This is a genomic window from Streptomyces pilosus, from assembly GCF_014649835.1.
In the GTDB taxonomy this organism is placed as follows: Bacteria; Actinomycetota; Actinomycetes; order Streptomycetales; family Streptomycetaceae; genus Streptomyces; species Streptomyces pilosus.
In genome coordinates this window covers 332663-344806 of sequence record NZ_BMTU01000004.1, presented here as the reverse complement: position 1 = coordinate 344806, position 12144 = coordinate 332663, and the positions used below count along the sequence as shown (strand labels likewise).

11 protein-coding genes are annotated in these 12144 nt (G+C 74.0%); 6 read left to right on the top strand and 5 right to left on the bottom strand.

The window, feature by feature from the left end; genetic code table 11:
* Positions 1-31: 31 nt before the first annotated feature.
* Positions 32-223: a hypothetical protein gene (locus IE118_RS12655; RefSeq protein ID WP_189557899.1), complete on the bottom strand. Its 192-nt coding sequence runs from the start codon at positions 221-223 to the stop codon at positions 32-34.
* A gap of 282 nt (positions 224-505) precedes the next feature.
* On the opposite strand from IE118_RS12655, the gene IE118_RS12650 reads away from it, so the two are divergent.
* A complete protein-coding gene (locus IE118_RS12650) occupies positions 506-1456 on the top strand; it encodes a helix-turn-helix domain-containing protein (RefSeq protein ID WP_189557898.1) in 951 nt (316 codons plus the stop codon).
* Between the two features lie 649 nt (positions 1457-2105).
* On the opposite strand, the gene IE118_RS12645 is transcribed toward IE118_RS12650, so the two are convergent.
* The 4 genes from IE118_RS12645 to IE118_RS12630 form a co-directional block, all read right to left on the bottom strand.
* Complete coding sequence (locus IE118_RS12645; protein WP_189557897.1) at positions 2106-2714, bottom strand: dihydrofolate reductase family protein; 609 nt, start codon at positions 2712-2714, stop codon at positions 2106-2108.
* A gap of 165 nt (positions 2715-2879) precedes the next feature.
* Positions 2880-4433 (bottom strand): sodium:solute symporter family transporter, encoded by a 1554-nt coding sequence (locus IE118_RS12640; protein WP_189557896.1) that lies wholly within the window; start codon positions 4431-4433, stop codon positions 2880-2882.
* Complete coding sequence (locus tag IE118_RS12635; protein WP_189557895.1) at positions 4430-4771, bottom strand: DUF485 domain-containing protein; 342 nt, start codon at positions 4769-4771, stop codon at positions 4430-4432. Before IE118_RS12635 ends, IE118_RS12640 begins: the two co-directional genes overlap by 4 nt.
* A 219-nt stretch (positions 4772-4990) precedes the next feature.
* Positions 4991-6193, bottom strand: coding sequence for a L,D-transpeptidase (locus IE118_RS12630; RefSeq protein WP_189557894.1), 1203 nt, complete (start codon positions 6191-6193; stop codon positions 4991-4993).
* A 219-nt stretch (positions 6194-6412) separates the two neighbouring features.
* Here IE118_RS12630 and IE118_RS12625 point away from each other — a divergent pair, with 219 nt between their 5' ends.
* The 5 genes from IE118_RS12625 to IE118_RS12605 all read left to right on the top strand — a co-directional run bounded on the left by IE118_RS12625 (position 6413) and on the right by IE118_RS12605 (position 12117).
* The gene (locus tag IE118_RS12625) at positions 6413-7609 is read left to right on the top strand and encodes a lipid II:glycine glycyltransferase FemX (protein WP_189557893.1); all 1197 of its coding nucleotides are present in this window, start codon (positions 6413-6415) and stop codon (positions 7607-7609) included.
* A 101-nt stretch (positions 7610-7710) separates the two neighbouring features.
* Positions 7711-9285 carry a murein biosynthesis integral membrane protein MurJ gene (murJ, locus tag IE118_RS12620; protein WP_189557892.1) on the top strand — a complete coding sequence of 525 codons (1575 nt, stop codon included), beginning with the start codon at positions 7711-7713 and terminating at the stop codon, positions 9283-9285.
* A 23-nt stretch (positions 9286-9308) separates the two neighbouring features.
* Positions 9309-9992 carry a response regulator gene (locus IE118_RS12615; RefSeq protein ID WP_189557891.1) on the top strand — a complete coding sequence of 228 codons (684 nt, stop codon included), beginning with the start codon at positions 9309-9311 and terminating at the stop codon, positions 9990-9992.
* Positions 9989-11521, top strand: a complete 1533-nt coding sequence (locus IE118_RS12610; protein WP_373303180.1) for an ATP-binding protein — start codon at positions 9989-9991, stop codon at positions 11519-11521. The genes IE118_RS12615 and IE118_RS12610 overlap by 4 nt, the downstream gene beginning before the upstream one ends.
* The gene (locus tag IE118_RS12605; RefSeq protein ID WP_189557890.1) at positions 11518-12117 is read left to right on the top strand and encodes a hypothetical protein; all 600 of its coding nucleotides are present in this window, start codon (positions 11518-11520) and stop codon (positions 12115-12117) included. Before IE118_RS12610 ends, IE118_RS12605 begins: the two co-directional genes overlap by 4 nt.
* Positions 12118-12144: the final 27 nt, after the last annotated feature.

Sequence of the window (12144 nt, the reverse complement as noted above, 5' to 3'; positions counted from 1 at the left end):
AGGTGCGGTGGTACGTGATGGGCAGAGCCCGTTACATGCGGCAGCCGCAGTAACCGACCCGCTGGTAGTCCTCGCAGAGCTCGTACCACATCAGCGTGGTGGTGCGTCCCTCGCAGCGGCGGTAGATGCACTCGCTCTGCCAGCAGTCGGCCGCCGACGCACTCGTCGTCGGGGCCACCTTGTCGAGCAGCCGGTCCGAGATCGTCCGCAGTTGTACGAGCATGCCTGTCCTCCGTTTCCTTCGTGTGGTGCGTGGGATCGCCCGGCTCGGTTCCGTTCCGCGTACGGCGCGGCATCGGTCGGTGCGCGGACCTCGTCGGGGCCCGCCGCCGGACTGATCCGAGCTTGTGGGTACGGAGCCGGCCGCGGCAACAGCAAGATCTGTCCCGGACAAGTTTTCGCTGTCCGGGCAGGTCAGAGGCTTGTCCGGATCCTGTCCGGCACGCGCGGCGAAGGACCGGAATCGGTATTGTCCGCGTGCGGCGGGACGGCACACGCTGGACGCATGGCGCACACGGGGGAGATTCATCCGCAGCGGGTCGGTGATACGGACGAGCTGGCCGCTGCCATGCGGCACCTCAAGAGGCGGTCGGGGCTGACGTACCGGCAGCTCGAGAAACGCGCCGCCGAGCGCGGGGAGACACTGGCGCGCAGCACGCTGGCGGACGTCCTCGGCGGGAAGGTCACGCCGCGTCCCGAGCTGGTGGCCGCGTTCGTCCGGGCCTGCGGGGACGGGGAGCGGGAGCGGGAGTGGCTGGAGGCCCGGGAGAGAGCCGTCAGCCGCGGGGCGGGTTCGGCCGGCGACCGGGACGAGCCGGTGGCACCGGGCCCGCACGCCCCTCGTGGACCGGGGTGGCGCCGGGTGCCCCTGTTGCCCCTGCTGGGGTTCGTCGTGCTGTCCCTGGTGGCCGCCACCGTGTGGATCGTCGGCCCGCCCGGCGGTTCGGACGGTCCGGGGAAGGGCGGAGCGGGCGCGTCCGCGTCTCCGGGAAAGCGGATCGTCCTGCCGCGGGGTCCCGTGGAGATCCGCCCGGTCGTGGCGGACGGCCTGTGTCTGACCGACGGGCTCGCCGAAGGGTACGACTCGCTGGTGGCCGTGCAGCGTCCGTGCGAGGACGTCGCGCCCCAGGAGACCGAGTTGATCCCCGCTGGGGGAGGCACGTTCCGCGTGCAGTGGTTCCACCCCGACCACGACAAGGGGTGTCTGAACGCGGTGACCGCCCGCACCGGGGCCGCCCTGCTGGAACCCTGGACCGCCTGCGAGAAGACGAGCAGGTTCCGCGTCGAGCCGTCCGATTCCGGCGGAGGCGATCAGTACGTGCTCCACGTGGTCGGCGGTGGCTGCGTGGGCATCAGCGGGGCCAGGAGGTCCGTCGCGGCACCCGCGGTGACGGAGCCCTGCGACGGGAGCGCGAAGCAGGTCTTCTCCATCACACCCGCGTCCCGAGCCCGGTGACGGCATAGGCCGTGGACGTGACGGCCGGTCGTCGGCGCACGGTGAACGGCCGTCACCGGAATCCGGCCCGTACGGCGCGCCCGCCCGCCGGCTACGCGACCGGGCAGGCCGGTTCGGGGACCGTGCGGTTAGGGGAGCACGTCACCACGGCGAGGGCGAGGGCGAGGTACGAGGGGCGTTCGGTCCGTCGCCTGCCGATGCGGAGTGAGCAGGGTGGCCGCGGCGTCCGGCGTGAGCGTGAGAGGGGCCAGTGCTGCCTCATGGGCCCGGGCGGGGGCGGCCGTCGCGCGCAGGTGGTGCTCGGAGAGCCCACACGGGGTCCGGGCGGAGAACGGTGGCCCCCTGTCAGCAGTCCGTACAGGACGCAGCCGAGCGCATGGAGGCCGGCCGGGGCGGCGACCCGCACGGCGCGGAACTGCTCCGCCCCCAGGTGACGGGCCGTGCCGGCGGACGCCGGTGCTGGTCAGCCGCGCTTTGGTCGGGTCGTCGACGGTCGAGCCCGAGAACCCAGCGGCGTACACCGGACGACTCCGTACGCCGCGTCCCCAGGGCCCGGGGCTCCGCACTCCTCCCGGCTGCCCGGGACGCCGGAGTTCGTCCTCCGGACGCGCCCCGCTTCGGCGGCGCCCCCCGGAGCCGCCCCCGGCCCTCACTCCCCGAGCGTGGCGACGGCCTCCTCGTAACCGCCCGTCGGCGGCGCGGTGTCGGGCCCGTACACCAGGTGCAGCACGCCCGTCGTGAACGTCCGGGACATCAACAGCCGGAGCGGGATCGACGGCTCGCCCTCGTCGAACAGCCGCATGCCCCTGCGCACGGCGACGGGGTGGACGAGGAGGTGCAGTTCGTCGAGGAGGCCCGCGGCCAGCAGCTGCCGGACGACGGAGACGGAGCCGCTCAGCGCGATGTCACCGCCCGGCTCGCCCTTCAGCGCGGCGGCGACCTCGGCGACCTCCCCCCGCGCCTGCTCGGTCTTCCGCCACTCCGGGGCGAGCCGGCCACGGGAGAACACGATCTTCCGCATGTCGCCGAGTTTCTTGGCGAAGCCGGCGTCCTCGCCACCGGCCGCCTCCCGCCCGGGCCAGGCACCGGCGAAGCTGTCGTACGTCCGGCGGCCGAAGAGCATGACGTCCGCGGTGGTCAGGCCCGCGTCCACGGTGGCGCCCATCTCGTCGTTGAAGTACGGGAAGTGCCACTGGTCGGGCGCCTCGACGACGCCGTCGAGCGAGATGAACAGGCTGGCGGTGATCTTCCGCGGCATGGTGTCCTCCACATCCGGGTGCGTGTACCGGATACGACCGTCCCACCCGCCGGAAGTCATCGGCGGGCGGCACGCGGACTGCGCCCCCGGTGTCCGGAGCCGTCGGCACCGCCCGGACGGCCCTGCCGTCCGCCGGAGGCCACCGGCGGACGGCACACGAACGCCTCAGACGGTGTCCAGCGCCTCGCGGCGCCCCGGCCCCGCCGCCCCGCCCGCCGCCCGGCGCGGGTCCGTGACGCTGCCCAGCCAGCCCAGCAGGAACGCGGCCGGCACCGTCACCAGGCCCGGGATCGTCACGTCCCAGATCCGGAAGTCGCGCTCCGGGAAGATCGACCCCGGCGCGCCGGACACGTACGGCGACAGGGCGAGCGCCACGATGCTCAGCGCCGTCGCCCCCCACAGGCACCACAGCGCGCCCCGGGCGGTGAACCCCGGCCAGTACAGGGCGTACAGCAGGACGGGTGCGAGGGCGGCGCCGCAGACGGCGAGCCAGAGCGTGGAGACGACCACCAGGTTCCAGTCGGCGACGACGACCGCCACGACCGAGCACACCGCCCCGGTCAGGGCGGCCGACCACCGGGAAGCGGCACCGTCCGTCGTGCCGTACGCCCCCAGCACGTCCCGTCCCAGGGCGATGCCGGCGGCGAGGGTCACGTCCACCACGGCCGCGAGCGCGGTGAGGAAGAGGACACAGGCCAGGGCAGCGACGAGGAGACCCCCGCTGTCGAGCGCCCGCCCGAGCACCAGCGGCGTGAACACCTGCGCCGCCGGACCGGCCTCGCGCAGCGCCTCGCCGGCCAGGGCCGCCGCGCCCACACCGACGACGGCCAGCGCGCCGTACAGCAGGACCAGTTCGCCCAGCATCCAGCGGCCGCCGGAGCGGGCTCCGCGCGGGCTCTTCGTCGAGATCGCCCGCATCAGCACGGCGGGCATCGCCAGCGTGGCCATCGACATGCCGACGGTCTGCCCGATCCGGTTCACGGCCCCCTCCCACCCGTCACCGGTGTAGCCGCCCGGACGCAGGTACGCCTCGCCCATCCCGGAGCCGTGCGCGGCCGCGTCGAGCAGCCGCCCGACGTCGCCGCCGAAGCGGTCGAGCACCAGCACGGCGGCGAGCACCAGCACGGGCAGGGCGATCGCCGACTTCGCGATCATCACCACACCCGTGCCCCTGATCCCGCCGCTGACGGCCAGCGCCGTCATCACACAGCCGATGACGACGATGCAGCCGCCGCGCATCCCCGGCTGGCCGAGGAGCGCCGCGGCGACGTTGCCGACCACCACCAACTGCACGACCAGCAGCGGGAAACAGACGACCAGCGTCACCAGACCCCACGAGACCCGCACCGCGGGCCCGCCGCTGCCGCGCGCGTCCAGCAGGTCCGCGCCGGTCAGCGAGGCGTGCCTGCGCAGCGGTTCGGCGACCAGCACCAGGAACAGCATGACCCCGACCAGGCTGCCCAGCATGACGCCGAGGCCGTCGAAGCCGAACGTGGCCACCATGCCCACCAGCACGGTGACCGTGGCGACCGTGGTGGTGTCGCCGCCCATCGCGACGCCCTGCTGCCAGGAACGCAGCCGGCGGCTGTCGGACCGTACGAGTGCCCGGTCGTCCTCGTCGGCGCCGGTGACGACGCACAGCATCAGGCAGACCACGACGAACACCGAGAACACGGCGAACACCAGGGACCGGGAGGAGGGATCGAGCAGCGCGGTCACGGCCACCTCCGGGCGCCCGGCCGCGGCCCGATCCGGTCGACCCGTCGCCCGTACGCCACCAGCGCGTGCACCCCGACCGCGAGCGGCACCGCCGCCAGCAGCACGCCGAGGCTCACGGGTCCGGCGACGGGTGTGCCGTACACGCCCGGTGCGACGGCGGCGGGCAGCACCCACAGCAGCCAGACGGCGGCGATCCGCAGGCCGAGCCGCAGTCCGACGGCCAGCCGCGCCGCCTCGTCGGCGTCCTGCCGCTCGTGTTCCGCCGCAGGGTGCGCGAGGGCCGTGGGTTCACCGGGATGCGGCGGCCCGTGCTGCCAGGGCTGCGGTCCGAAGGACATGGGATGGCTCCGCTCACGTCGGTCCGGCACCCCGGGAGGGGTGCGCGTACGGGGTGGGGGGTGGGCGGGGAGTCAACCAGACCCGGGGGCGGCCCCGGGCGTCCCGGACGCAGGACTGTTCCCCCGCCCAACGAGGGGCGGTGCGGACGGTGAACGGGCACTGTCCGACCGCCGGCCGCGACAGCCCGGGGAGGGGGCGGGGGACCGTGCGAGCGCCTCTCAGCGCAGTGCGCTCCTCCGCTGCCACTCGGCCCACGAGAGGTTCCATGCGCCGAAGCCGTTCCCGGGCGCGACCACGCCCTTGGTGTCCTCACCGGTGATCTCGAACGGGTCGCCGGGCCGTACCTGACGGTAGAACCAGGCCGCGTCCGCGTCGCTCATTCCGATGCAGCCGGAACTGCGGTTGGCCCTGCCGAAGTGGCGGGCGTTCCACGGTGCGGCGTGCGCGTACATGCCCGACCAGGTGAGTCGCATCGAGTGGTCGACCATCTTGTCGTAGGCGTCGCCCAGTCCCACCGTCTCGGAGTTCATGTTGATGGTGCCCTCCTTGGCCATGAGCACGGCCGTCCCCCGCCAGGAGCGCTTGTCACCGCCGGGCGTGCCTCCGGAGACCGGTATGCGCCGGACCGTCTCCCCGTCGCGCACCAGGGTGAGCCGGTGCGTGTCGAGGTCGACCTCGACGATCTGCCGGGCGCCGATGGTGAAGGTGGTCGTGTAGTCGCGCACGAACCAGCCGCCGTCCGCGCCCGAGTCGGTGCCGCTCAGCCCGGCGTTCAGCGTGACCCGGGTGCCGGGCTTCCAGTAGGTCGCGGGCCGCCAGTCCACCCGGTCCCGGCCCGACCAGTCGCGGATCCAGCCCCAGGAGCCCTTGGTGCCGTTCGAGGTGGTGATCCTGAGCTGCCGCTCGACGCCGGCCTTGTCCTCGACCGGGTTGTCGAAGACCAGCGAGACCGGCTGGGCGACACCGACGGTGGTGTGCGCGCCCGGTCGCCAGTCCACCTTGTTGACCTTGTCCGCCGGAGCCGTGGTGAAGCGCGCCCTGCTCCTGCCCTCGGTGCCGCCCTCGGTCCGGGTCGTGGCCGTCACCGCGTACGACGTGCCGGGTACGGCCTTGCGGTGGGAGACCCACGACCGGCCGTCGGCGGCGACCCGGCCGGCGAGCCGGCCCCCGTCGGTGTCGGTGACGGTCACCGAGGTGAGCCTGCCGCCCGCGGCTTCGACGCGCACGGGCCGGCCCGCCGGGGCCCGTTCTCCCCTGGGCGTGACGGTGACCGTGACGGGCCGGTCGGCGGCGCCCGGCCGCGCCGAGGTCTTCGGGCCGTCGGCGGAGCCGCCCGGGGAGCAGGCGGCGAGCGGCGCCAGCATGCCGGCCGCGACGGCGGCTCCGACGAGGGCACGGGTGCGTACGGGTATGCGTGACAACGGAACCTCCGGGGAGGGCGGGAAGGGACGGGGCGTTGCGCCGATGTCGTGACTGTAGAGCCGGAAAACCCGAGGTCAGCCGCTACGGGGCAGTGTGACGGCGGCTGGTGGGGAACGGTCGTCGTCCGGTCACATTCGCCGCACGGAGCGGTCACGGACCGCTGTGAGCATCCTGTGCGTCCCCGCCGCCCGGCCCGGGGAGAAGGAGAGGCTCGGACTGTGTCAGCGCTGCTTGTTCCGCCCGGCCGTGTGGGTCGTGAACGGGGCCGGGGCACGACCCTGCGCACCATCACCGCGCGGACGTACCGCGCCTTCCTCGCGTCCCCCGAAGGGGCGTCCCTCGGCGCGGGCTTCCTGCAACTTCCCTCTTGGGCCGACGTCAAGGAGGACTGGCGGGCCCAGCTGCTCGGCTGGGGGCCGGATCCGGAGGCGGGCGCCCTGGAGGGCGTGGCGCTGGTGCTGCTCCGTCAACTCCGAGGTACACGGAAGTACTTCGCCTACCTGCCCGAAGGGCCCGTCGCCGACTGGAGCGACCCCGACCTCGACGGCTGGCTCGACCCGCTGCTGGAACACCTGCGGAGTGCCGGAGCCTTCGCCGTACGCATCGGTCCCTCGCCCGCCTACCGGAGCTGGGACGCCGCCCTGCTGAAGCCGCTCGCTGCCCCCGGCCGGTGTCTGGGCGACGTCCTCGCCAGTGAGGTCGACCCGCTCGGCACCGCCGTCGCCGACCGGCTGCGGGCCCGGGGCTGGCGTCGCCCGGGTGGCGACGGGACCGGGGCGGACGGCGACGCCCAGCCCCGGCACGTCTTCCGCGTGCCGCTCGCGGGACGCACCACGCAGGACCTGTGGTCCGGGCTCAACCAGGAGTGGCGCCGCAACGTGCGCCGGGCCGCCAGGGAAGGAGTGGAGGTGGTGGTCGGCGGCGCGGCCGAACTCCCGGAGTTCCACCGGCTGCTCGGCATCACCGAGCGACGCGACGGGTTCCGGCTCGGCCGCTCGCTCGCCTACTACGAGCGTCAGTACGCGGCGCTCAACGCCGAGGAGCCGGGCCGGATGACGCTGTACCTGGCCCGTCACGGGGGAGAGGTCCTCGCCGCCCACACGATGATCACGGTGGGCCGCCGGGCCTGGTACCAGACCGGCGCCTCGGCCGACCACCGCCGCGAGGTCCGGCCCTCCAACGCCCTGCAGTGGCGCATGCTGTCGGATGCCCACGCCCTCGGCGCCGACGTTTACGACATGCGCGGGGTGCCCTCCACCCTCGACCCCGCGGAACGTGCCTACGGACTGCTGCGCTGGAAGCTCGGTACCGGAGGCCGCGTCGTCGAGACGCTGGGGGAGTGGGAGACAGCCCTGGGGGGCAGCGCCAACCACACCCTCCACCGTGCCTTCCAGGCCTACCTGAACCGCCGGTGAACGGCTCGACGCCGAGCGTGCGGACGGTGCGGGCCACCCCGGCGGGCCGGGACGGCGCCGGAACGACCGAGGCGGTCTCCACCGGACGCCACAGTGCCGTCATGGCAGCCGGATCCGTCGTCTCCCGGGCCACCGGTTTCGCCCGGTCCGCCGTGGTCGCGGCGGCGCTCGGCACCATCGGGCCGACCGCCGACGGCTACGCGGTCGGCAACGCCCTGCCCGCCGTCGTCTACATGCTGCTCCTCGGCGGCGCGCTGAACGCCGTCTTCGTCCCCGAACTGGTCAAGGCCGCCAAGGAGCACGACGACGGGGGTGCCGCCTACACCGAGCGGCTCGTCACCGTCTGCGTGGTCGCCCTGCTGTCGATCACCGCGACTGCGGTGTGGGCGGCCCCCGTCCTGGTCGGCGCGTACACCGACTACACCGGCCGGCAGGCGGCCATGACCGTCGCGTTCGCCCGCTACTGCCTGCCCCAGATCCTCTTCCTCGGTCTGTTCACGCTGCTCGGACAAGTGCTCAACGCGCGGGGCCGGTTCGGCGCGGCGATGTGGGCGCCGGCCCTGAACAACGTCGTCGTCATCACCGTCTTCGGTCTCTATCTGGCGTCGGCCACGGGCGGCGGCGGGGACACCCACACCTCGCGGTACACGCTCACCGCGACCGAGACCGCCGTGCTCGGATGGGGTACGACCGCCGGCATCGCCGTGCAGACGCTCGCCCTGATCCCCGCGCTGCGCGCGGCCCGCTTCCGCTGGCGGGCCCGCTTCGACTGGCGCGGCAGCGGACTGACCCGCCCCCTGCGGTCGGCCGGCTGGCTGGTGCTCCTGGTCCTGGCCAACCAGGCCGCCTACGGGGTCACCACCCGGCTGGCCACCGGCGCCGGCCTCGACGGCGGTCCCGGATACGGTGCGTACACCAACGCGTATGTCCTGTGGGTCGTACCGCACGGCATCATCACGGTCTCCGTGGTGACCGCGCTGATGCCCCGGATGAGCGCGGCCGCCGCCGACGGGGACACCGCCGCCCTGCGGCGGGACGTCTCCCACGTCCTGCGGGTCTGCGCCGCTGCGGTCGTACCCGCCGCCTGCGCGTTGTTCGCCCTGGCCCAGCCGGTGACGGCCCTCGTCTTCGGACACGGCAGGACCAGCGCCGCCGACACGGCCGCCATGGCCGGCATCCTCATGGCCTTCGCCCCGGGGCTCGTCGCCCTGTCGGGCCAGTACATCCTCTCCCGCGCCTTCTACGCGCTCGCCGACACCCGCACGCCCTTCCTGCTCAACCTGGTGACCGTCGTCCTCAACGCGGGACTGTCCGTGGCCGCCGCACAGCTGCTGCCGGCCCGCTGGGCCGTGACGGGCATGGCGGCGGCGTACTCCGTGGCACTGTGCGCGGGCTGGGCGGTCACCGGCCGGGAGCTGAGCCGCCGGCTCGCCGTCGCCCACCCATGGCGGTCGTCCGCCGCCGGTGCCCACGCCCGGCTGGTGCTCGCCGCCGTCCCGGCCGCCGCGCTGGGCAACCTCGCGGTCCGGGGAACCGCACCGGCCGGAGTGGTGGTCTCCTCCCTTGCCGGCGCGACCGCCGTCACGCTGACCTTCGTCCTGCTCGCCCGTCCGCTGCGGCTCGCCGAACTCCACGGGCTCCTGACCCGCCTGCGCCGGAGACGGACCCGGACCTGACCACCACCGAGGGAGAACCACCGATGCCCCGCGTGCTCCTCATCGAGGACGACCCCTCCGTACGCGAGGGGGTCGAACTCGGGCTGCGCCGCCGCGGCCACGAGGTACGGGCTGCCGCCACCGGCGAGGCCGGCCTCGCCGCCCTGGCCGCGTTCCGTCCCGACCTGCTGCTGCTGGACCTGATGCTGCCCGGCATGAACGGCGTGCAGGTGTGCAGGCAGGTCCGTGAGCGCAGCCAGCTGCCGATCATCATGCTCACCGCACGCGGCGACGACTTCGACGTCGTCATCGGCCTGGAAGCCGGTGCCGACGACTACATCGTCAAGCCCGCCCGCACGGAGGTGATCGAGGCCCGCATCCGTGCCGTACTGCGCCGCCTGGACGACGGCGGAACGGGGCGTCCGGCCGTCGAGGTCCACGGCGCCCTCACCATCGACCGCACCGGACTGACCGTCACCAAAGCCGGCCGGCCGCTCGCGCTCGCCCCCTCGGAGCTCAAGCTGCTGCTGCACCTCTCCGCCGCCCCCGAGCAGGTGTTCAGCAGGCAGCAACTGCTGGAGCACGTCTGGGAGCACAGCTACCACGCCGACGCCCGGCTGGTCGACGCGTGTGTCGCCCGGCTGCGCGGCAAGATCGAGGACGAGGCCGGCAGCCCGCGCTACGTGCAGACACTGCGGGGCTTCGGCTACCGCTTCGGACCCCTGTGACCACCGGCCCCGGTCCCCGCCGTGCGCGCCGTGCCGAGGACCGGGGACGGCGCGGTGACAGGCCCACCGACAGGCGGTTCCCGATCAGGGCGTTCGGGCTGCGCACCCGCCTGATGCTCGCCTTCCTGCTGGTCGCCGCCGTCAGCGCCGGGACGACGGCGGCGCTGACCTACCGCGAGGCCCGCACCGCGCTGTTGAAGACCGCCCAGGACACCGCGGTCTCGTCGTTCCGTGACCACGTCCAGCAGACGGCCTTCGCCCTGCCCGTGCGGGAGGAGGGCATCGAGGAGGTCCTGCGCGACCTCGCCCGCAAGGGCAAGCCGCGCCCCTGGGTGGTGTTCGCCGAGTACGGCTCCCTCCGCGCCTCCTCCGGCGAGAACCCCGTCTCCACCGTCATCACCCCCGAGCTGCGCGCCGCCGCACGGGCCAACCCCCGCGGCAGCTTCGAACGGGTCGTCAAGGACGGCGTCCCCTACCTGACCATCGCCATGCCCACCGTCTTCAGGACCAGCCCCGACAGCCTGCTGCCCAGCGGTCTCGTCCTCTACGCCGTCATGCGGATGACGGACGAGCAGGTCAACGTCGACGCCCTTCTCGTCGCCGCCCGGGACGGCGCACTGCCCGGCCTCGCCGTCGCGCTGATACCCGGCCTGATCGCGGCCCGGAGCGTGCTGCGCCCGGTGCGGGACCTCCGCCGGGCGGCCCGGAGCCTGGGCAGCGGCCGGCTCGACACCCGGATCCCGGTCCGCGGCAGCGACGAACTGGCGGACCTGGCGAGCACCTTCAACGAGTCGACCGGCCAACTGGAACGGTCCGTACGCGAACTGCGCGAGGCGGAGGAACGGGCCCGCCGCTTCGCCTCCGACGTCTCCCACGAACTGCGCACCCCCCTCGCAGGAATGCTCGCCGTCACGGAGGTCCTCGACGAGGACGCGGACGGCCTGGACGCCGACACCGCCCGCGCCGTCCGGCTGGTCAGCGCGGAGACCGGGAAGCTCGCCGTGCTGGTCGAGGACCTGATGGAAATCTCCCGCTTCGACGCCCGCGCGGCCGAACTCAACGTCGACGAGGTCGACGTCGGCGAGGCCGTCCGCAAGACCCTGCAGAAGCGCCACTGGACCGACGACCGGGTCCGCGCCGAACTGCCCGGTGGCATCCGGGCCCGGCTCGACCCGCGCCGCTTCGACGTGGTGATCGCCAACCTCGTCGGCAACGCCCTGAAACACGGCGGCGCGCCCGTCACGGTGACCCTGCGCACCGAGGCACGCTCCCCGGGCACGACCGTACTGATCACCGAGGTCACGGACGGCGGTCCCGGTATCCGCCCGGAGGCCCTCCCGCACGTCTTCGACCGCTTCTACAAGGCCGACGCGGCCCGCACCCGCTCGGCAGGCAGCGGCCTGGGGCTGGCGATCACCCTGGAGAACGTGAAGCTGCACGGCGGCACGATCAGCGCCGGGAACCGGCCCGGCGGCGGTGCCGTCTTCACCGTCGACATACCGCTGCACGCGGAGGAGGCCGGCGGATGAGGCGTGCCCGGACCCGGAGCCGTGCGGCGGTGGTCCTCGCGGCGGCCGTACCGCTGCTCGGCGCCTGCGGCATCCGGGCGACCGACGTCGTCGAGGCGGGCGGTCCCGCCTCCGTCCAGGCCTTCCTGGACCTCGACTCCGAGATGCTCCTCTTCTTCCGTGCCCCCGACGGGGGACTGAGCCCGGTGATCCGGCCGGCCGAGCCCTCGGCCGGGTTCGGCGACGCCTACGCGTCCGGGTCGGACTCCGCGTACACCGCCGGTCCGGTGCCCACGGAGAAGGTCGTCACGACTCTGCTCGCCGGCCCGGACGAGGAGGACCGGGCCGCCGGCCTCGGCACCGCCCTCCCTGCGGTCCGCCCCGGCGGGAGCGTGGCGGTCGAGCCCTCCCCGGACGGCGGCGTCAGCACCCGCCTGCCCCTCGCCCTGAAAGACCTGGACAGCACCGCCCTGCGCCAGTTGACCTGCACCATCGCCTACAACCGGGACGCCGACGGCCAGGTCCTCGTACGCCTGGAGGGCCGGGACGGAGCATCGCACTCCGACACCTGCGGCCTGGCTCGCGGCGCCCCGGGGAACGTCCCCGGAGCGTCCTGATCGAGCGGCCGGCCGCCGTCATGGCCG